This window comes from Pseudomonas sp. NFX183 (genome assembly GCF_047943075.1).
Classification (GTDB): Bacteria; Pseudomonadota; Gammaproteobacteria; order Pseudomonadales; family Pseudomonadaceae; genus Aquipseudomonas.
On the sequence record NZ_CP181333.1, the window covers coordinates 6,418,601 to 6,438,295 of the forward strand.

At 58.6% G+C, this 19,695-nt stretch carries 23 protein-coding genes and 1 pseudogene; 8 read left to right on the forward strand and 16 right to left on the reverse strand.

Going from position 1 to position 19,695, the window contains the following annotated elements:
- Positions 1-672: 672 nt before the first annotated feature.
- Positions 673-819: pseudogene (locus ACM530_RS29885) on the forward strand (HAMP domain-containing protein); the annotation flags it as partial.
- A gap of 102 nt (positions 820-921) precedes the next feature.
- Entirely contained in the window at positions 922-1,677 is a 756-nt protein-coding gene (locus tag ACM530_RS29890) for a methyl-accepting chemotaxis protein (protein WP_370004744.1), read from the forward strand.
- Positions 1,678-1,824: 147 nt separating this feature from the next.
- Here ACM530_RS29890 and ACM530_RS29895 read toward each other — a convergent pair whose 3' ends face one another.
- The 4 genes from ACM530_RS29895 to ACM530_RS29910 are packed head-to-tail and all read right to left on the reverse strand — an operon-like array spanning position 1,825 to position 4,425.
- Positions 1,825-3,144 carry a sensor histidine kinase gene (locus tag ACM530_RS29895; protein ID WP_416363903.1) on the reverse strand — a complete coding sequence of 440 codons (1,320 nt, stop codon included), beginning with the start codon at positions 3,142-3,144 and terminating at the stop codon, positions 1,825-1,827.
- A complete protein-coding gene (locus tag ACM530_RS29900) occupies positions 3,141-3,809 on the reverse strand; it encodes a response regulator transcription factor (protein WP_106580083.1) in 669 nt (222 codons plus the stop codon). Before ACM530_RS29900 ends, ACM530_RS29895 begins: the two co-directional genes overlap by 4 nt.
- Positions 3,809-4,123, reverse strand: a complete 315-nt coding sequence (locus ACM530_RS29905) for a PepSY domain-containing protein (protein WP_416363904.1) — start codon at positions 4,121-4,123, stop codon at positions 3,809-3,811. Before ACM530_RS29905 ends, ACM530_RS29900 begins: the two co-directional genes overlap by 1 nt.
- Complete coding sequence (locus ACM530_RS29910) at positions 4,123-4,425, reverse strand: PepSY domain-containing protein (protein WP_145163346.1); 303 nt, start codon at positions 4,423-4,425, stop codon at positions 4,123-4,125. The genes ACM530_RS29905 and ACM530_RS29910 overlap by 1 nt, the downstream gene beginning before the upstream one ends.
- A 159-nt stretch (positions 4,426-4,584) precedes the next feature.
- Between ACM530_RS29910 and ACM530_RS29915 the strand changes: the two genes are divergently transcribed.
- From ACM530_RS29915 to ACM530_RS29925, 3 genes are all read left to right on the forward strand, one after another.
- Positions 4,585-5,664, forward strand: coding sequence for a patatin-like phospholipase family protein (locus ACM530_RS29915; RefSeq protein ID WP_242200939.1), 1,080 nt, complete (start codon positions 4,585-4,587; stop codon positions 5,662-5,664).
- A gap of 258 nt (positions 5,665-5,922) precedes the next feature.
- A complete protein-coding gene (locus ACM530_RS29920; RefSeq protein WP_416363905.1) occupies positions 5,923-7,107 on the forward strand; it encodes a tyrosine-type recombinase/integrase in 1,185 nt (394 codons plus the stop codon).
- 82 nt (positions 7,108-7,189) lie between these two features.
- On the forward strand, positions 7,190-7,567 hold the full coding sequence (locus ACM530_RS29925; RefSeq protein WP_416363906.1) for a hypothetical protein: 378 nt from the start codon (positions 7,190-7,192) through the stop codon (positions 7,565-7,567).
- On the opposite strand, the gene ACM530_RS29930 is transcribed toward ACM530_RS29925, so the two are convergent.
- Positions 7,548-7,775 (reverse strand): hypothetical protein, encoded by a 228-nt coding sequence (locus tag ACM530_RS29930; RefSeq protein WP_416363907.1) that lies wholly within the window; start codon positions 7,773-7,775, stop codon positions 7,548-7,550. The two genes, ACM530_RS29925 and ACM530_RS29930, sit on opposite strands and share 20 nt — an antisense overlap.
- A gap of 36 nt (positions 7,776-7,811) precedes the next feature.
- The gene (locus ACM530_RS29935) at positions 7,812-8,021 is read right to left on the reverse strand and encodes a hypothetical protein (RefSeq protein WP_416363908.1); all 210 of its coding nucleotides are present in this window, start codon (positions 8,019-8,021) and stop codon (positions 7,812-7,814) included.
- 83 nt (positions 8,022-8,104) lie between these two features.
- Between ACM530_RS29935 and ACM530_RS29940 the strand changes: the two genes are divergently transcribed.
- The gene (locus ACM530_RS29940; RefSeq protein WP_416363909.1) at positions 8,105-8,791 is read left to right on the forward strand and encodes an SOS response-associated peptidase; all 687 of its coding nucleotides are present in this window, start codon (positions 8,105-8,107) and stop codon (positions 8,789-8,791) included.
- On the opposite strand, the gene ACM530_RS29945 is transcribed toward ACM530_RS29940, so the two are convergent.
- The 9 genes from ACM530_RS29945 to bamE all read right to left on the reverse strand — a co-directional run bounded on the left by ACM530_RS29945 (position 8,778) and on the right by bamE (position 17,627).
- Positions 8,778-9,293: a lysis system i-spanin subunit Rz gene (locus ACM530_RS29945; protein ID WP_416363910.1), complete on the reverse strand. Its 516-nt coding sequence runs from the start codon at positions 9,291-9,293 to the stop codon at positions 8,778-8,780. The two genes, ACM530_RS29940 and ACM530_RS29945, sit on opposite strands and share 14 nt — an antisense overlap.
- Positions 9,290-9,823, reverse strand: a complete 534-nt coding sequence (locus ACM530_RS29950) for a glycoside hydrolase family 19 protein (RefSeq protein ID WP_416363911.1) — start codon at positions 9,821-9,823, stop codon at positions 9,290-9,292. Before ACM530_RS29950 ends, ACM530_RS29945 begins: the two co-directional genes overlap by 4 nt.
- Positions 9,824-9,891: 68 nt before the next feature.
- Positions 9,892-10,647: a tail fiber domain-containing protein gene (locus tag ACM530_RS29955; protein ID WP_416363912.1), complete on the reverse strand. Its 756-nt coding sequence runs from the start codon at positions 10,645-10,647 to the stop codon at positions 9,892-9,894.
- Between the two features lie 180 nt (positions 10,648-10,827).
- Positions 10,828-11,517: a hypothetical protein gene (locus ACM530_RS29960; protein ID WP_416363913.1), complete on the reverse strand. Its 690-nt coding sequence runs from the start codon at positions 11,515-11,517 to the stop codon at positions 10,828-10,830.
- A gap of 332 nt (positions 11,518-11,849) precedes the next feature.
- Complete coding sequence (locus ACM530_RS29965) at positions 11,850-15,545, reverse strand: phage tail protein (RefSeq protein WP_416363914.1); 3,696 nt, start codon at positions 15,543-15,545, stop codon at positions 11,850-11,852.
- Positions 15,546-15,603: 58 nt separating this feature from the next.
- A complete protein-coding gene (locus ACM530_RS29970; protein WP_416363915.1) occupies positions 15,604-16,197 on the reverse strand; it encodes a tail assembly protein in 594 nt (197 codons plus the stop codon).
- A 55-nt stretch (positions 16,198-16,252) separates the two neighbouring features.
- Entirely contained in the window at positions 16,253-16,675 is a 423-nt protein-coding gene (locus ACM530_RS29975) for a hypothetical protein (RefSeq protein ID WP_416363916.1), read from the reverse strand.
- An 80-nt stretch (positions 16,676-16,755) separates the two neighbouring features.
- The gene (locus ACM530_RS29980) at positions 16,756-17,238 is read right to left on the reverse strand and encodes a DUF2867 domain-containing protein (protein WP_416363917.1); all 483 of its coding nucleotides are present in this window, start codon (positions 17,236-17,238) and stop codon (positions 16,756-16,758) included.
- 101 nt (positions 17,239-17,339) lie between these two features.
- On the reverse strand, positions 17,340-17,627 hold the full coding sequence (gene bamE, locus ACM530_RS29985; protein ID WP_416363918.1) for an outer membrane protein assembly factor BamE domain-containing protein: 288 nt from the start codon (positions 17,625-17,627) through the stop codon (positions 17,340-17,342).
- A gap of 137 nt (positions 17,628-17,764) precedes the next feature.
- Here bamE and ACM530_RS29990 point away from each other — a divergent pair, with 137 nt between their 5' ends.
- Both ACM530_RS29990 and ACM530_RS29995 read left to right on the forward strand, forming a co-directional pair.
- A complete protein-coding gene (locus ACM530_RS29990) occupies positions 17,765-18,013 on the forward strand; it encodes a protein L (RefSeq protein ID WP_416363919.1) in 249 nt (82 codons plus the stop codon).
- Between the two features lie 81 nt (positions 18,014-18,094).
- Positions 18,095-18,721 (forward strand): hypothetical protein, encoded by a 627-nt coding sequence (locus ACM530_RS29995; RefSeq protein WP_416363920.1) that lies wholly within the window; start codon positions 18,095-18,097, stop codon positions 18,719-18,721.
- A gap of 208 nt (positions 18,722-18,929) precedes the next feature.
- Here ACM530_RS29995 and ACM530_RS30000 read toward each other — a convergent pair whose 3' ends face one another.
- On the reverse strand, positions 18,930-19,694 hold the full coding sequence (locus ACM530_RS30000; RefSeq protein ID WP_416363921.1) for a C40 family peptidase: 765 nt from the start codon (positions 19,692-19,694) through the stop codon (positions 18,930-18,932).
- Position 19,695: the final 1 nt, after the last annotated feature.

Genomic DNA, 19,695 nt, shown 5'->3' on the forward strand with positions numbered 1-19,695 from the left:
TACTGGTCGCAACCGACGCCAGGCAAATTGACCTCCATGTCACTGCCCGAAAGCGACATGTCCGACACCAGCGTCGGCCCCAGCGGCGAGAAAGCCAACGCCTGGTTCACCTGCCCGCGCACCACCCTGAAACCTTGCGTGATCGAGCCGTACTTTTATGTGATCGACGGGCAAAACGTGCTGATGACCAGCATCGTGTTTCCGCTGATGGTCAACGGCAAAGTCATCGCCTCGCTGTCGGTGGACATCAACCTCAACAGCCTGCAGGCCGTGAGCCAGCAGGCCAGCCAGAAGCTGTATGACGGCCAGACGCAAGTCAGCATCCTCAGCCCCACCGGTTTGCTCGCCGGCTACAGCCCGGATGCGAGCAAACTCAGCCAGCGCCTGGATAAAGTCGACACGGCCAGCGGCGCGCAATTGATCAACGCGCTGGCGGCCAGTACGCAAATCCGCAGCGTGCGCAACAACCATCAACTCAAGGTATTGGCGCCGTTCGCACCGATTCCCGGCGGCAAGCCATGGGGTGTGTTGCTGGATGTGCCGGAAAAAGTCCTGGTGGGCCCCGCCGAAGCGCTCAAGGCGCAACTGGATGCCGACAACACCCGCGGCACCCTGCTGGAACTGAGCCTGGGCCTGCTCGCCGCCGTGGTCGGCTTGATGCTGGTGTGGCTGATGGCGCGCAGCGTGACCCGGCCAATCCTTGGCGTGGCGCGCATGCTGGAAGACATCGCCAGCGGCGAAGGCGACCTGACCCGTCGCCTGGCCTACGACAAGCAGGATGAACTGGGCCAACTGGCCGGCTGGTTCAACCGCTTCCTCGACAAACTGCAACCGATCATTGCCCAGGTCAAACGCTCAGTGCAGGACGCCCGCGGCACGGCCGACCAATCCGCCGCAATTGCCACTGAGACCAGCGCCGGCATGGAACAGCAATACCGCCAGGTGGATCAGGTGGCCACCGCCTCCCACGAAATGAGCGCCACTGCCCAGGACGTGGCCCGCAGCGCCGCCCAAGCCGCACAAGCCGCGCGCGACGCCGACCAGGCCACCCGCGAAGGCTTGACCGTGATCGACCGCACGACCACCAACATCGGGCACCTGGCGGCGGACATGAGCACCGCCATGGCTCAGGTCGAAGGCTTGGCGGCCAATAGCGAGAAAATTGGTTCGGTGCTGGAAGTGATTCGAGGCATTGCCGAGCAAACCAACCTGCTGGCACTCAACGCCGCCATCGAAGCCGCGCGCGCGGGTGAGGCCGGCCGTGGATTTGCCGTGGTCGCCGACGAAGTACGCAACCTGGCACGGCGCACCCAGGAATCGGTGGAAGAAACCCGTGTGGTGATCGAACTGCTGCAAAACGGCACCACCGATGTGGTCGGCTCCATGGGCAACAGCTATCGCCAGGCCCAGGGCAGTGTCGAGCAGGTCGGCCAGGCGGTCACCGCGCTGCGCCAGATTGGCGAGGCAGTCACGGTGATCAGCGACATGAACCTGCAAATCGCCAGCGCCGCCGAAGAGCAAAGCGCGGTGGCCGAGGAGATCAACAGCAACGTGGCGACGATCCGGGATGTGACCGAGTCGCTGTCGGAGCAGGCAAATGAATCGGCGCGAGTGAGCCAAGCGCTGAACAGCCTGGCGAATCAGCAGCAGGGGTTGATGGATCAATTTCGGGTGTAACTGACCTGCACAAACCCTGACCCTTGTGGAGATCCAAATGTGGGAGCGGGCTTGCTCGCGAATGCAGTGTGTCAGTTGCCAAGTCAGCTGGCTGACACACAGCCTTCGCGAGCAAGCCCGCTCCCACATTTTATATTTTGTGGTCTATCAGGCCTGTCGTTTGGGCAATTCGATCAGCACCCTTAAGCCACCCAACTCACTCTCCTGCAACTGCAACACCCCGCCCCACACCTCGACGATATCCCGCACGATCCCCAGCCCCAGGCCATGGCCGTCGATCTGCTCATCCAGGCGCGTGCCCCGGCTGAACACTTGGTCGCGCTGACTCTGCGGAATGCCCGGCCCGTCATCTTCAACGGCCAGCAAATAGCTCTGCGGCGTTTCGCTGATGCTCAAGCGTATTTCCGCATCCGCCCATTTGCAGGCGTTGTCCAGCAGGTTGCCGAGCAGTTCCAGCAGGTCTTCGCGGTCCCAGGGCAATTGCAGGCCGGGCGTGACGTGGTAACTCAAGTCCAGGTGTTCACCGTGGATCATGTTCAATGTGGCGAGCAGGCCCGGCAGCTCCTTTTCGCAGTCGAACAAGGCACCCGGCAGGGTTTCACCGGCAAGGCGTGCGCGATTGAGTTCGCGATTCAGGCGTTGCTGCACTTGCTCCAGCTGTTCGCGCAAGAGCTTGCCCAGTTCGGGATGGGCCTTGAGCTGTTCACTGGAAGCCACGCTTAAAAGCACGGCCAACGGTGTTTTCAGCGCATGCCCCAAGTTGCCCAACGCGTTGCGCGAACGCTTGAGGCTGTCTTCGGTGTGAGCCAGCAGGTGGTTGATCTGCGCCACCAGTGGTTCCAGTTCCAGCGGCACTTGAGTGTCGAGCTGTGAGCGCTGGCCTTGTTGCAGTTGAGCGATCTGTTCGCGGGCGGTTTCCAGCGGGCGCAAGGCGCGGCGCACCGTGACCCGTTGCAGGACCAGCACCAGCAGCAATGCCGCAAGGCCCATCACCAGGCCGATCTGACGCATCAGACGGAAACTTTCCCGCACTGGCGTGTAGTCCTGGGCCACGCTGATGGAAATCGACTGGCCAAAACGCTTGTAGTCCGAGCGCAACACCAGCAGTTGCTGGCCTTCCGGGCCCAGCTGCAGGTTGCCCTTGAGCCCGGCTTCCGGCAGCCGGGGCAACTCCTGGTCCCACAACGAACGGGAACGCCAGTGAATGTCGGCAAAATCGATACGGAAATAATGCCCGGAAAACGGCCGCTGATAGGCCGGCGACAAACGTTGTTCATCCAGTTGCACACCGTTCGGCCCGCGCACCAGCGCCACCAGCAGGTTTTCGCTGTCGTTGCGCAATCCCGCTTCCAGGTAGCGCTGCAAGCCGGCCTCGAACAACCACAGGCTGGTTTGCGCCAATACCACGCCGACAACCACCATCACGCTGATCAGCCCCAGGCTCAGGCGCCGCTGAATCGACCTCATGCAGGGCTGGCGCCAAAGCGGTAACCCTGGCCGCGCCGGGTCTCAATCACGCTACGGCCCAGCTTGCGACGCAGGTGGTTGACGTGAACTTCCAGCACGTTGGAGTCGCGCTCGGTCTCGCCGTCATAAAGATGCTCGGCCAAGTGGCTTTTCGACAGGATCTGTTCCGGGTGCAGCATGAAGTAGCGCAGCAGGCGAAATTCGGCGGCGGTCAGCTGGATTTCTTCGCCGTCGCGCAGTACACACTGGCGGCCTTCATCCAGGTGCAACCCGGCGGCTTGCAAGGTGGGCTGGTTGGCGTGGCCATGGGAGCGGCGCAACAACGCCTGGACACGCAAGTGCAGTTCTTCGGGGTGAAAGGGTTTGCTCAGGTAATCGTCGGCACCGGCCTTGAGCCCCTCGATGCGTTCGGCCCAGGAGTCGCGCGCGGTGAGAACCAGCACTGGCGTGGCCAGGGCGGCTGCGCGCCATTGCGCCAACACGTCCAACCCCGGCAGGCCGGGCAAGCCCAGGTCAAGAATGATCAGGTCATAGGGTTCGCTGCGGCCCTGATAGGCGGCATCGCGACCATCGGCCAGCCAGTCGACGGCATAGCCCTGGCGCTGCAGGCCGGCCAGCAGTTCATCGGCCAGGGGAACGTTGTCTTCCACCAGAAGCAGGCGCATCAGTCGTCTTCCTTATCTTTGAGCAGCACGCCGTTGGTGGCATCCAGCTTGATCTCGCGCACCACGCCTTCGGTGGTCACCAGCTCCACTTCATAGGCATATTGGCCGTGTTTTTTTTCAAGCTCGGCTTCCAGCAACCGGGAGCCGGGGTAACGCGCCATGGCCTGTTGCAACAGTTGCTCCAGCGGCAGGATCACGCCCTGCTGGCGCAGTGCCAAGGCTTCATCCTGATTGAGGTCGCGGGCCGCCAGGCTGGAACAAAAAGCCAGGAGCACCAGCACCATCAAACCGCTGGCGCGTCGATATACCTTCATTACGTTTCCTGATGATTCTTGAGCACGTGCCCGCTGAGCGCGTCCAATTCGACTTCCCACTCGATGCCGTCGGCATCTTCCAGTTCGACTTGGTACAAGTACTTGCCGTAGGCCTCGTCCAGGTCGGTGTCCAGCAGGGTCGAACCCGGGTGCAGTGCCAGGGCCGTGGCTTCCAGCTGATCAAAGGCGACAATTGTAACAGTGCCAGGCACTGTCAGTGGCTTGTCAGGGTCCACTGCCCGGGCCTGCGCCGAGGTGCAGGCGATGATACCGGCGGCGACCAGCGCTGTGAGGCGCTTCATGGCAAATCTCCGTTTCAGGATGTTTTTCCTACGCAGGCCAACGTACCCGCTGCAACTTAACTGAAACTGAATTGCCACCATGGCATTTTTCAATCGTCCTCTTTACCCATCACCCACGAGTTTTCCTATACTGCCCCGCTCGCTTGAAAAGAGACTGGTATGACAGCCATCCACATCAAATTCCCCGCGTTGACGCTCAAGGCCGGTAAACGCGCCTTTGCGCGCATTCGCGAACAAGGCCTCAAACCTGCGGACGTCGGTATCCTGCCCGGCGCGGCCGGCGGTCCCAAGGCACTGGGCATCCAGGGCCTGGACCTGGCCTTGTTCGGCGACTGGCTGCCGCGCGCGCCACGCGAGCGTGCGCTGATCGGCGCCTCCATCGGCTCCTGGCGGTTTGCCAGCGCCTGCCTGCCCGACCCGGTGCAAGGCTTGCTCGACCTCGGCCGCCTGTACAACGAACAACGCTTTGCCAAGGGCGTGACCATGGCCGAGGTCAGCCGCAGCTGCCAGCGCATGCTCGATGACCTGCTCGCAGGCCGCGACGCGCGGGTGCTGGACAACCCCGACTATCGCCTGAACATCATGGTGGTCAAAAGCCACGGCCTGCTCGCCGATGACCATCGCGGTCGGCTCGGTCTGGGCCTGTCGTCGGTCATTGCCGACAACCTGCGCGGCCGTGCGCGGCTGGCGCGGCACTTCGAACGGCTGATCATCCACGACCCGCGCCAGGCGCCGCCGGTGCATCCGCTGAAAGACTTCCCGTCGCGTTTCCTCGACCTGGACCTGCGCAACTTGCGCCAGGCGCTGCTGGCGTCCGGCTCGATCCCCATGGTGATGCAAGGCGTACGCGACCTGCCCGGCGCGGGCGCCGGCACTTACCGCGATGGCGGCCTGCTCGACTATCACCTCGACCTGCCCTACCACGGCGATGACATCGTGCTGTACCCGCACTTCACCGACCGGGTCATCCCCGGCTGGTTCGACAAGGGCCTGCCGTGGCGGCGCAGTAATCAACAGGGTTTGCAGGATGTGTTGCTGCTGGCCCCGTCCAGGGACTACCTCGCCCGCCTGCCCCACGGCAAACTGCCAGACCGCAGCGACTTCAAGCGCTTCATGGGCGATGACCCGAGCCGCAACAAGTACTGGCAAACCGCAATGAGCGAGAGCCGACGGTTAGGCGATGAGTTCCTCGACCTGGCGGATAAAGGCACATTGGGCGAGCACTTGCTGGCGCTATGACCAAGCGGTATGCGCGGCGAAGGATCAAGCTGTTAAACTCGCCGCCTGCCAGATACCTGACCGAGCTGAAAATACTGTGGAAATCTTCAAAGATTCCACGGTAGCCTCCCACCTGAAACCGTCCCTTCCCAACTCCCTCCGAACTACCCAACAAACAAAAGCATTTCAGTATCACCGCGTACCACGCGATACCTTCCCATTGCCATTTAGTTAGTACATCATCCAGTACATCAGAAATAATTTTGAGAGGATGTACTAGTGGCACTCACGGACACAGCAGCCAGACAGGCCAAGCCTAAGGAAAAGGCGTACACCCTCCCCGATTCTTTGGGTCTTTCGCTTTACGTCGCAAATAGCGGGATAAAAAGCTGGCACTTCCGCTTCACATGGCTTGGAAAACAGGCAAGGATTTCTTTTGGAACATACCCGGAAACGGGCCTGAAGGACGCACGCTCTCGAAGAGACGAGGCGCGGGAAGATATTGCGAGGGGTGTGGATCCGCGCGAATCGAGGAAGGAGAAGAAGGCAGGACTGATTGAGGCTGGCGGGCGAACTTTCCGCCGAGTGTATGACGAGTGGCTGGCATTCAGGAAAGGCAGCATATCGCCGGGCACCTATCGCATCATCAGCAACTTGATGGAGCTGGACGTACTTCCAACATTTGGTGGGCGTCAGATCGACACCATCAAGCGCGCAGACGTGATCGGTCTGATACGGCGTATAGAAAAGCGCGGGTCCATAGTCACGGCGGTAAAAGTCCGGCAGAGGATGGGCCAAGTGTTCAGCTATGCGATCGCCACCGGACTGATCGAATCGAACCCTACGGCTGAGATGCACGCCGTTACCGAGAAAGGCGCCCAGAATCGGCCGCATCCATTCTTGCCTTTCAGCGAACTACCAAAGACTATCGCCACCATTCAGCAGTGCGTGTCAGGCCACCAGCTACGGTCGGCAATTATGCTGATGATCTACACCGCATCGCGCCCCGGCGAAGTAAGGCATGCCGAATGGTCTGAAATTGATCTCGATGCGGCGATCTGGACGACCCCGGCGGCGAAGATGAAGGCTCGACGCGAGCATGCCGTGCCATTGCCGACCCAGGCCGTAGATTTGCTAAAAAGTATGCTCCCGGTCACCGGCGGACTTCGCTACGTGTTCACCAACCGCAGCGACCCGACAGCACCGATCGGCACAAACTACGCCAATAACGTTATGGAGTTGTGCGGTCTCACTGGAAAGCAGTCGCCTCATGGCTTCCGGCACTTGTTCTCGACCGAGATGAACGGTCGTGGCTACAACCGTGATTGGGTTGAAAGGCAGCTCGCCCACGCTGACAGCAGCTTTATCCGTGACGTGTACAACCATGCCGCGTACCTCGAGCAGCGTCGCGAAATGATGCAGGAGTGGGCAGACCTCGTATCGGCGGGCCTATCTGGGGAATAGCCTACAGCTCGTCGCCTAAAATCGCGCCAAGCTCAAACCTCGATTACTGTACGCACATACAGTACTAGAGTTCGCTCCCACAATGAACATCGACGAAGACACCTCGACGTGGCTCGGATGCCCTACGCCCCTGGAAATGTACAAGCATCAGTGTGCTCTGCTCGAGGACGAGCTGAACGAAACCTTGAAGCGGTTGAGTCATGCGCGCCGAAATATTGCAGGGCTGGTCCAGATGAGCGATGGATTGGCCACACGTTTAGCCGAAGCATTGGCATGCCTTGACGTTGCCCGAACCGAAATCGGTGATCTCAGAGAGCGATGCTCAGAGCCGTCAATCCTCGGCATCAAGCTGGTAACCGAACAACGTGACTATTTGCTTAGGGAGAATCAGCGGCTACTAACGGAACTGAAGGCGCCTCAAGAGCGCCCAGCTATGGACCTTACTTCGAAAGCGCTTTAAGACGCTCTTCAGTTGCGGTGTCGAAGATGACGTAGAGCTGTTCAATGGTCTCGTCTGCCACCGCGCGCGCCGACTCCAGGCCCAAAACGAAGCCCTCGGCTCGAGCGCCTGCTTTGGCCGCCACAATCATTGAGTCCGCCCTTTCAATCTGTCCCAGCAGCTTATCCGCGTCTCGTTCGATCCCGGCGCTCAGAATTACACCCTCCATATCAAATTCTCTGAGAAATATCTGGCAGTAGGCGCGTCAGCCCAGCTCGTCTGCATACGCGGCCTGCGCCTCCTCTACCAGCTCACGCCACTCGCCGCTGTCGATAAGGCCTTTCTGTTGCAGATCATCTGCCAGTGAGAGCCGCGCCTCATAGCGATCCTCTGGAGTGGCTGAGATGAATTCAGGATCAGTGCGCAAGGCGAACCATGCTTTTATCGCGTTGACTTGCTCAATGTTGATCGTCATGACGAATATTCAAGGCCAGTGTCTAGAGTGTAGAGATTGGCCAGCTCCCAGCTGTTCAGCAGGTCCGACAAGCGGAGAGCGTCATGTGCGGAAGACTTACACAGTATCGCGGGATTCACGACTTCGTGGCAGCGTTGAATATGCCTAACGCCCTGGCGAACTCTGTCGGTGAATTGCCCCTCGAGCGTTACAACGTAGCCCCGACAACCCAAGTCGCCCTGCTCCACCTACAGGGTGACCTGCTGCACGCCGACATGGTGCGCTGGGGATGGCGGCCACACTGGGCCAAGGACAGAACCGCGCCGATCAATGCCCGCGCAGAGAAAGTAGCCCATGGCCCGTTCTTTCGCGCGATCTGGCCGCACCGGGCAATAACGCCCATCGATAGCTGGTTTGAATGGGTTGATGAAGGTGGACCAAAAAAGCAGCCTTACCTGATACGGCGGCGGGACGGCGCACCGATCTTCTGCGCGTCCATCGGCCAGCTACCGGATGCCGATGAAGGCACAGGCGAGCATGACGGCTTCGTGATCATCACCGCCGACAGCGCCGGCGGCATGGTGGATATCCACGACCGGCGGCCGGTGGTGCTTACGCCCGACCTGGCTCGAGAATGGCTTGACCCGGCCACGCCCAAGGAGCGTGCCGAGCAGATGGTGCTGCATCAGGGAGAGCCGTCGGAAGCCTTCGAGTGGTTCAAAGTCGACACCGCGGTGGGAAATGTGAGGAACAAGAGGCCGGAGTTGATTCAGCCAATCAGCGAGCAATAGCCCTGACATACGCCTGGCAGGCGCGCAGCGCTATCAGTCCGTTATCCCCATGGTCGGTGATGGCGATAATTCGTTGAGCATGCGCTGGGTCAAGTTGGGCTCTACGGGCTGCATGAACCACGCCGACGGCGCCGGCGGCGGTAGGCACGTTGCAGCCACTGGCTGGATCGTCGGCAAGGAGGACTGACAGCCGCACATCAGCAGTGGCAAGGCGGTCGCGCAAAAGAGCCTGGTTGCGTTGAGCATCGGATAGTTCTCGAGTGTGTTGTTGGTCCTGGTTAGCGAGTTCTTTCTCGATGACCAGCCGCTTTTCCTGTTCGGCGCGGGCCTGCGTAGCGGCGGCATTGCTGACCGCGGTCAAATCATCCTTGTGCAGGCCGGCCTGCTCGGCGAGCTTCTCTCCCATGCGCCAGTCCTGAACCTGCCAGGTCACGCCCGCGGCGCCGGCCATCAGCATCAGGATTAACAGCATCAGGACGGCCAGCTTCTGCACCGGCGTCACGCCAGCACCTTCTTCGCCCGCTCCCACAGCTGCAGCCGATCTTCCAGGCCGTTGAGCCCACCGTTAATGCGGCGGGTGATCTTCGTGAATTCACCCTGATCCGCCAGCGTGTTGAGCCCCTTAGTGGACCAAAACCAGGCCGCAGACATCGCCGCGTGCTGGGGCAGCTCCAGCAGCCCGGGCTCGTTGATCAGATCCAGGCCTATCGCTTCACCGCACGCGGCATAGTTGGCCCGGCCGGTGATCTGGATCAGGCCGCGGCCACGGTACTTCGAACCATCCCCCTTTACGGTGTTGCCCAGATCGGCGCGACCTTCATAGCCGGCCTGCTGGGTTGTGGGCCCCCAGATCTCGCGCACGTAGCGCAGTTGCCCCGACTCATGCCCGACTTGGGCGATGAATGCGGCCACGCGCAGCTTGCCGACAATGCCATAGCGGCCCATGGCCGTGTTCAGCACAGGAACGAAAACGCCGGCTTGGCGGCCGGCGTTCGGGAGGATCTGCAGCAACTGCTGCTCAGTGATGGGCATAGCTTTTCTCCAGGCGAAAAAAAACCGCTCAAGGCGGTATCGGTGTGCTTGTTTGTGGAGGGCTCTGCTTAAACCTGTGCAGCCTTCAACGCAGCGAGCTCTGCGCGCAATTCTTTGACGGCTCCCATTAAGTCCGTGATCAGCGCCATCGGTTCGAGTTGCTGAACGCGGGGTTGTCCATCGTCGCCAAGGCCATCTTTTTCGCCGGTAACGGCAAGCGGATTGACCGCCTGCGCTTCGTGCGCGATCAGCCCTTGATAAACGACGTCATCCCCTTTGAACACATCGCCAAACGCTTTGCGCTGGTAGGTGACGATCCGGTAAGCGTCGATACGGTCCAAGTAAGATGCCTCGGGCGCGTCCTTGATGTATTTCTTGAAGCGGTAGTCAGAGCCGAACAGTGTCATGGTGCCCACGTACGTTGCGCCGATGTACACGTCAACGTTGGAGCCAGTCCAGTTGAAATTATAGGACTGGGCTGTATAGGCCCCGCTCACGCCAGTGCGGCAACGAATTCCACGAACCGGAAGCTCTACTGAAACCTCGTTCCATACAGCCAGCGTACCTACTGCCACGCCCGATGCGGATACAGTGGTAACGCCCAATATCCCATCATAAGAGTAGGTCATGGCTGGGCCACCGGCGGTATTGCCAGCATTTACTGAGCGCCAAGAGAAGCCACCGTTACCATTGCCTCTGTTTACAATGAAGTGGCCCTCGCCCTGCCCGGCAGCATTCCAGCCCATATACAAACCTTGGATGTTGTACCGGCCTGATGCTTCCCGAACGCCTACCTCCGCGAATATAGCGCGGCCGTCAGTCACGCCAGTGCCACCTTTAGCAACTGGTAAGGCGGAAGGGAGAGTTCCACCCGTTCCGCCGAGGGCCGCATAAAGCTCCGTCGACATAGCGTTGATCTTCGTGCTCGCAGTCCGAGGTGGATCACCACCTAGACCTTGTGGCGGAGTACCGAGGATAATTTCTTGCCTAGCCATAAGTTCTCCCTATACCACCATCTTGGCGGTCATCGTCGATATACCTAAAGAGGTCGTGTTGTATCCTGGAATGTAAATAACGGCCGCAATCATGCGTTTATTCGGGTAATCCCAAATAAACTGAAGGTCGCTTTGTTGTTGAAGCGACCTAGTTACAGGCATGCTCATTGTATTTATAAGCACGTATTCATTATCTGAAAGGACAAAAGGAGATGAGAAGAAGTTAATACTCTGACCCTGAGCCGTTGAGCCGCTCCCCGTGAAAGTCCAAGTAGAATTTGAGTTTGAGAAAAGCGCTGTGGGCGTGCCTGTGTCGAAAATAATCTTTCTGGAACCATCTCGAAGCCTTATTCCGTAATCGCTCAGGATTTCAGCACCAAACCCAGCCGCGAAATATTGACCATTGGGCCGTACACTTGAGTTGTCGTAAGCCCTAATCTGAAACCCCGTCCATGCGCCAGCGCTTCCGAGAACTTCGGCGCGAGACATACCTATTCGGCCCGATACAGGATCTGGCCGAATGAAAACAAAGGGCGGCAAGATCGACGTGATGGTGAATGGAAACGAGGTTATTGCAAATAGTCCAGAGTTATTGTTGTATCTCCCCTTGCAAATAACAGAAAGCCTTGTTCGCTCAGAATCGATAATCACCCTGTTATCGACTGACCCCTTAAACATTAGTCCGTAGGAATCTGCCATTTATTTGAACCTCACTACCATTAAGGTCATTGCCGTCAATGAAATCCAACTTGCTGTTGTCGTATATCCTTTCATGCGCCTCCATACCCGAGCAGCGCCATTTATCACTTCAGGCTCAAGCTGACGATCACTGTTGTAGTTTATTGGTCCAAGGGGGACACAGAAGGCAACAGAGTTCTGGGGCGTAATGTCAGCAATGGGCACGTCGATATATGAAGTGCCCGGAGCCCAGGTATTGGGGCTTACAGTTTCGGCGTAAACAATTCGACAAGTGAGCGCGCTATCGTCGAGCTGGACCTGTCCATCGCTCCCCTTTACACGCATGCCATAAGTCATAGCAAAAGCCTCCCCACCATGACACGATCAGCGCCACTCGCATCGAAGACCGTGAGACCGTCGTTATTGAGGAGCGTGGAGCCACCGGTGCCGGCGCTGCGCAGCGTGAATGTCCCAGACTTGACGTTGATTTCAAGCAGTGGTCGCCCTATGGAGTCGACGGACTCCGAGCGCAGCGTCATTCCCAAGATGATTTCCTGAATGAACGCCTTGCTGATAATTGCTTGGTTGAGGACGACCTGATTGTTTTGTACCACGAACATCGGCACCAACTGACCGCTTACCTCATCGACCACCGCGAATCGCTGCGCGAATATGAGGAACTCCGACTGCTCTCCATCCGATCCAAACGCAAGCCCGGAAGTTACCGTCTTACCGCCAACTATTGTCTGAGCCTTGAGAGTGACCATTGCCGACACCTTTCCATTGGTGGTGGCGACAACCTGGTTCGTCTCCTGAATGGCCGCTGTATTTCGCCCCGAGCTAGCCTGCACGGTGTCGATCCTCTCGCTAAGCGCCTGATCCGTGGCGGCAAGCGTGGTTGTTGTGGATTTGAACGCAGCTTCGTTGCTGTCGACCTTTGCTCCTAGCGTCGTTACTCGCTCTGCGACTGCGGTCGTAGCCGTAGCCGCTGCCCTAGACACATCCAGAATGCTCGCCGCGTTATTCGCGACATTGGCCTCAACAATGTCTGTGCGTACAGATTGCGCAAAATCACGCTCTGCGATCACAGACATCAAAGACCATGCTCCCGCGGAGGAAGTGCTGTCGCCAGCGCTCCCCTCCTCTGAGCCTGCTGAGTCGGACTTCACAAGCGCGTACACCCCGTCCAGGCGCTCGGCGGTGGCCGTGACCTTCCCGTCCACGTCCTCGATAGCTGCCTTGTTCTTGCTGATCTCCAAGGCCATAGCTGCATTGGTTTCGGCGATGGTGCCCAAGTTGAACCAGTATTTGGTGTTAGGCGGCGTCGTATTGACAGGGACTGCGGTTGTCGCCTGGAATAGCTGCTGAACCACGCGAACCATATCGCCCTTGACGTAGGTTTTGCTCGGCACGTATTCCAGAGCGTCGACCACTTCAGATATAAGTTCTTCCAACTCCTGCTTGGCCTTATCCAATCGGTCATTGACCGAGCCGGGGCCGTCGCCAGTGATCAGATCGATCTCCGCACGCAGGCTCTGGTACAGCGCCCCCTTGCCGATCTTCTCGGCGAAGTACTTGTCGTACTCGGTCTGATCAGAGCTAGCACGGCCATTCACTGCGCCAGGGATCGGCCAGAACGGCCCGACGTTGCCGGTGCGGTCCACGAGACGAGCCCAGAAATAAAGGCTCCCACCCGCGAGGATGTTTTGCATCTCGTGCTTGGCCTGCGGGTAGCTGAAGTCGCTCAGCTTTATCGCAGTTGTGAGGTCAGGTGACTGGCTGTACCACAGTTCGGTTCTCTGAGTGTCTTCGGCGCCCGGCGGGAACCCCCACTGAATACCTATGCCGTATACCAGGCTGGTGGTGGTCAGGAACGACACCGCCGGCGGCAGACCGGTTTTGCCTTGGAGGTTGGTGAGGTTCGAACTCTTCCAGACTGAGGAGATTTCAAAGGCGCTCACCGAGCGCACGCGGGCCAGGTAGGCGCCCGAGTAGATGCCGGTGATGTCGACGCTGGTCGAACCAGTGCGCTGTACCCTGATCCAGTTGCCGCTGTCCTTACGCCACTCCACGTCGTACGCGACGGCGCCGGTGACGGCTGGCCACGAGATGTTCATGGTGCTGATCGCGATGCCCTGATTCACGGCGTAGCTTGATGTCAGGGTGACGCTGGCCGGCGCCGGTACCACGGTGATCGGGATAACGCTGATCGGGCGCTCTTCCAGACGCGCGCCGGTGTCGATGTGCGCAAACTTGCTTGGGTCGTACTGCACGGCCGAGATTTCGAACACGCCAGGCTCTGGCCGGGCCACGCTCACGACCCGATACAGCGGGATCGCCAAGTCGTCGGCATCCAGCGCCCATACCAGTTCAGCTTCGGGCGTCACGGAATAAGCCACGGTAACCGTGACTTTCCGGCCGCTCACCAGTTGCACAGTCCGCCCCTCACACTTGCCATCAGGCAGGTTTAGGATCAGCCGGTCGCCTGGCTTGGCCTGGGTGTCGCGGTCCAGGGTGATGACCTTGCCGTTCACCGCCGAGATACGCCCGCCCACTGGCCGGCCAGCGAGCAGCTCGTCAGCAATCGGGATTACGTAGCCCGGCAACGGAATACGCCCGTCCAGGCCGACCTTAAAGGTGACGGCCCGGTCCTTGGAGTTGGTGAGCAGAGCCCACTTACCGCGGCGCTGGGCCTCCGATTCGCGGGTGCAGCCGATGGCGCTTATCTCCAGCGGATTGTCGCCGTAGCGCCGCTGCAGCTTCTGGTCGGTGACGGCCGTGACGTCGGTGTCATAGTTGTTCAGCGGGTTGTCGTAACTGACCAGCGCGCGGGTATAGCGGGTGCGCTCCGACGCGCTGGAATAGGTGAACTTGCCATCGAGCACGCTTGCGCGGGTGTAAGCGAAGTCGAAGTCCGTGGCTCGCGGCATATCCGACAGGGTGAATACCTGGCCCTGAGCCCAGTAGGTCATCCCTCGGTAGATCGCCGAGATATCGCGCAGTAGCGACCAGGCATCAGCCTTGCTCTGCAGGTTCAAGTTGCAGATAAAGCGCGGCTCCTGGCCACCCTTCCCGTCCGGCACCAGCTGGTCGCAATACTGCGAGATGCGGTACAGCTCCCACTTGTCGACCATCCACGGCTTGATGCGGCGGCCCAGGCCGAAACGGTCGTTCGTTGTGATGCCGTAGGTGTGCCAGACAGGGTTGTCCGTCCAGGCCTCCTTGAACGTCCCATCCCAGACACCTGTGTAGCTACGCGATCGGGGATCATAGTTATTCGGCACCTGCCATTTTCGGCCATCACACTCGAGCGTTACCGCTGGAATATTGCGGAACTGCTCGGCCGAAAACTCGATGAAAAGTAGGGCCGTATTTGGGTAACGAATCTTTGCGTCGATCACCTCGGTGAAACCGGCGATCTGCATCGTATCGGAGATTTTGTTGTTGTTCTGGTTGGGCGTCAGCCGGGTGATCTTCAGCAACCATCCAGTCGTTGCGCGCGGCAGATCGATTCGCCGGCTGCGCTCGTACAGGCTGGTGGTCTTTCCGGAAACCCCCTCGCTCAGCACTTCCTGGTAGGCGCCGCCGTCAGTGGCCAACTCGATCTTGTAGCCGATCGCGTAACCATTGATGTTGCTGCCAGCATCCACAGATTGAAGCGCCGGCCATGCAAAGCGCACGCGCACAGCCGAGAGCTGTGTGTTGCTGATGGAACGGACCCATGGAGTACCGCTACGCAACTCGATGCCAATAGTGGTTTCGTTCGCGACAGATGGAATGCCCTGGATGTAGGTTTGGTCTACCGCTCCTGCTCGCCACTCCCACTTCACATTCGGGAAATTCATGTTTCCCTGAGGGTCTTGCAGGGGGGTGTTGTCGAGATAGATGTCGCGCGCCGTCGGTATGCCTTCGAACTCACCCTCGCCCACCGCGATCAGCATTTTCGCGATAGCAACAGAGCGCAGACTGTCCGGCGCTTCGGTTGGTGTTTTCGGTTTCTCGGAACCACCCTTGGCGCCGTAGATGTCGAGCTTCTTTGCTGCGCCCATGCTTTCCTCCAGGCAATAAAAAACCGCCTCAAGGGCGGCGATGTTCAGCAGGTGCGGGCTACATTTGGTCTTCCGCGTAGATTTCGGCACTGATGATCGCGCCGCCCCAGCGTCGGCGGCCGGCACACAGTGCTGCCGGGTTGCCGGATGCCGTGGTGTTCTTCGCGCTACCGAAGGCGTAGCCGGGAGTGTTTTCCGGTGCGGCGCTGGTCTTTAGACCTCCGGCCTGGGGGCTTAGCATTTGGATCACGCCGCCGGCTACAAGGCCGATACCGGCGCCAATCAGCGGCGTGCCGAACGGTGTCGCGGAAAAGATGACACCAACAACGATCAGAATCGCGCCGACGATGGTCTGAAGGACGCCGCCGCGCTTGCTGCCCACTACCACTGGGGCAATACGAATGTCGCCAGCGCCGTTGTAGCTCAACTCCTTCTCACCAATATTGCGTTTGTCGCGAAACACAGCGAACTCCAACCCTCGCGACTTGGCATTTGATAGGAAGCGCTCAAAACCGGGGATCTGGATACACAGCGCTTTAATGGCCTCTGCCGGTGACTTCACCGCGAGCCTGAAAGACTTCCCGAACTGCCGTAACTGCCCGTGCAGACGAATCGTTGTCATGGGTTGGTAGTTGATCGCTGATGTCTGCATCATTTTCTCCAGGCAATAAAAAACCGCCCGGGGGCGGCTTGATGGTTTTCTTTTCTCAGTTGTAGTCGACGTAGGGGCCAATATAGAAGCCAGCCATATCTCCGCTGATCCTGTACAGACTTTCCTTGCCGGGCTGCACGGTCCCCGCGATGGTGCGGATCGCCGCTCCTGCGCATAGGCCCGATCCCGCCAGCCCGGCGCCGAGATTCGGTGATCCTGGCGGGAGGTAAAAGGTAGCCCGCTGGCCTGTGCCGATTTTTGCCGCTTTGCGCCCATCTACATAGACGACGATATCGCAGCCCGACCCAACGGCGCCGGAGTCGCGCACAACCGTAATTTTCCCGCTTTCGCCAGATGGCTTGGACTGGAAGGCATAGACCTCATCCGCCGGCACCGGCTTGGCGTCTCGCACTGAAATCGCCGTGGAGGCGCACCCCGCCAGCATCGCCACCGCTACCGCCACTATCAAAATCCGCATGATCGATCCTCGTCCTGAAAGTGGCGACTGTAACCCGGGCCTGTCCAGGCATCCAGCGTGGACGCCATCGCGAGAATACATCAGCTCCTTTCGAGCTCGCGCCTAAGCCGTTTAAAATTGTTATTGATGATCAGCTTATGAACTGGGCCTACGGGGAGCATGTAGATGCGCCCAAAAAGGTTATGCGTGACGACTGAGGAGGTAATAGTTAGAACGGAATCTGCTACGGAGATGCAAATCATGACATCCAGATGTATATCACGCTCAGTCAAAACCAAGATGTCAGCCGCAATATGCTCTACCAGGAAGAAATCAAGGTAATCGCCTTCACGTACAGACTTTCGTCTCCGCCCAGAAAACCCTTTTATGCGCTTCACGCCAAAGAGCGAGGAAATCATGTCTCGAATTCGGAACGCCAACCGCATAAAAATCCCGTGCTCAGCCGTGATGATATTCCAGACCTCAAGGGCAGTTATTTCGCGAGAAAGTTGAGTCGATCTTAAGTCGTAATAATCAAGATCGGTTAGCGGGCGAAGGGTATGAGTTGAGGGTGCTGATTCCAAGTGTTTCTCCCTAATTGTCTCGACCAAAATGGAACCAATCCTCTGCTGTCGCGCAGGGTTAAAGATCACTTTCAAAGCCCGCAGATCGCTCCCTCTCCGATTTATTTAAAGCTTGTGGGGATAGTAGGTACTTCCACGACCTTACCATTCACCAGGCGGAAAGAGATCACACGGCTCGCGCCGGTCATGCCGTTGGCGTGGCTCCAAATCCACATTTGCCCGTCGGCGCGAGAAACCACCGAGTACGGCGGCCCCATGATTTTGGTTACCTGCTCCTCAGTCATGCCGACCTCAACCTTCCTGGCGTCATCATACGAAAAGCTGGTACCTGCACAGCCTGAAAGAGCCAGCACCAGACATGCGGCAGCCGCGAATCCGGTAATCCTCATGATCAATCCTCGTCCTGAAAGTGCCGACTGTAACCCGGGCCTGTCCAGGCATCCAGCGTGGATGAATTGCCAGTGGCAACGCAAGATTCTGCCGTAGTAGCGTTGTGCCTCCAAAATTGAAGTACAGGGAGTTCAGGATGGCATTGGTTACTGCAGAAACAAGACCGCTGGTTTTAAACACCAACCAACCGGGCAATGTGCACTGGAATACGCTTTATGAAATTAGCGATATTGTTCCTGTCTCTGGGATTTACCGATGCGAAGGGTGCGGTCACGAAATCACTTCAAATCATCCTGACCGCTTTCCGCCTCAGAACAAACATCAGCATCCCAACAATTCCAAAGTTTTATGGCGCTTGGTCGTCATGACCCAAACGAAAGGATAAGGATTTCCCCAGTCCTTCGCCTGCAAGCCCAAGGACTGGGATAGCACCAATATCAGCGCGGATAAAGATATGGAGGTCAAAGTGGATAGTGACAACGGAAAATGGGGTTATCGGGCGGGTCCAAGCGACTCGATGAAAAAAGAGATCGGACAAATTGCGGTAAATCACGCGCTTTTTGAACCGCCTCTGATGAGGCTATTCCAGCACTACACTGAGATTCCAGAAGCCAAATCGTTTATCTTGGCGAAATCACTGGGGCTGCGAGGTAATGCCCTGCTTAGGGTAGTCAAGGATTTCGCCAACCACAAAACCAAGACGACCCAACCTGTGACAGGTGCACCAGTTTTGGAGCGTCTGAACGGTTGCTTAAAGGACTATGAAGAGCTTTCAAAAATCCGGAATGAAGTTGCCCACTGGCAGTGGTACCCCTCGCCGGATGGCGCCGAATATGCAAATGCGGCCTGTGATATTCGGAAAGACTCAGAGGGTAAGCAGATTATCAAAGAGTTCACTCTGGAAAACCTTCAAAGCTTGGCTCTCAACCTGATATTTACCAGCAGTAATCTTGAGCTTATAGCTGATCTGATTATAGGCAGAGAACCTCAACATACCGTTATCGCCAAATTCAAACAGTTTGATGAGATTGCAGAAAAGGTCCGGGCAGCGCTGCTCTCTCTTCCAGAGCCCTCGGTTGATGCGCTGTCATAATCCTGAAGATATCTTCTAGAAGCAGATTGGTGACAAGCGGATCGTAAAGGCTGTAGACATACTCCATTGCTGCTTCGACCATCACCTCGGTAACAATTACCTTAGAAAGTTCGGCTGGCGTGCAATTGGCAAATCTTGCGAGATTTGCCATTGCTTGCTCATCAATCCAAGAAGATCGACTCATGAAGTCCCCCGCGGCCATGCCGCGTCATGTTGGTTGTGTTGCGTCTTTGTGCCTGAGGATTAGGCGTGTCCGGTCATGCCAGGGGCCGCCAAAGACGATGATTTCCGACGGCCGGCCATACAGGTGGTGCAGCAGGAACGGGCCTGGGCCGAAAACACCTGAATCCTCACCAGGCAGTGACGGATCGGTGCCAAGGTATATGCCAGCGTGGTTCGGGTGGGCCGTCCGGCCAACCTGCATGACGATCATGTCGCCGCGCTGTGGGCTGTCTACCCGCTCAAATGCCGCCGCCTCGTAGTGCTGTTCGTACAGGCTCGCGCTCTCCGCACTCTCCCACCAGCCATCGGCGCGCTGGAAGGCCTCGAATTCCAGCCCCCACTCGCGCTGGTACCAATCGGCGCAGACTTGCCAGCAATCCCAGGCCCCATGCACGAACGGGCGCTTGAGCAGCGGCGTGCTGCCCGTTGGCGTGATCGTGCGCATGTCGCCCTCGGGCCAGGACAGAATGTGCCAGGGCAAGGCCGTGGCTTCACACATGGCCAGGTCGTGCGGTGACGGCCTGCTGGTGGCGTCCGGGTGCGAGTGGACGATGCCGATCACCTCGCCCAAGTCTTCCGCCGCGGCGTAGTCCTCGGGGTCGAGCCGGAACTCTTCGTTCGGCTCCTTGGCTATGTTCCGGCACGGGAAGTACTTCTGTGCGCGGCCCACGGCCAACAGCAGGCCGCAGCACTCTCGCGGATACTCCGCCGCCGCATGCGCCTGGATAGCCGCAATGATGTGCTTGCGCATG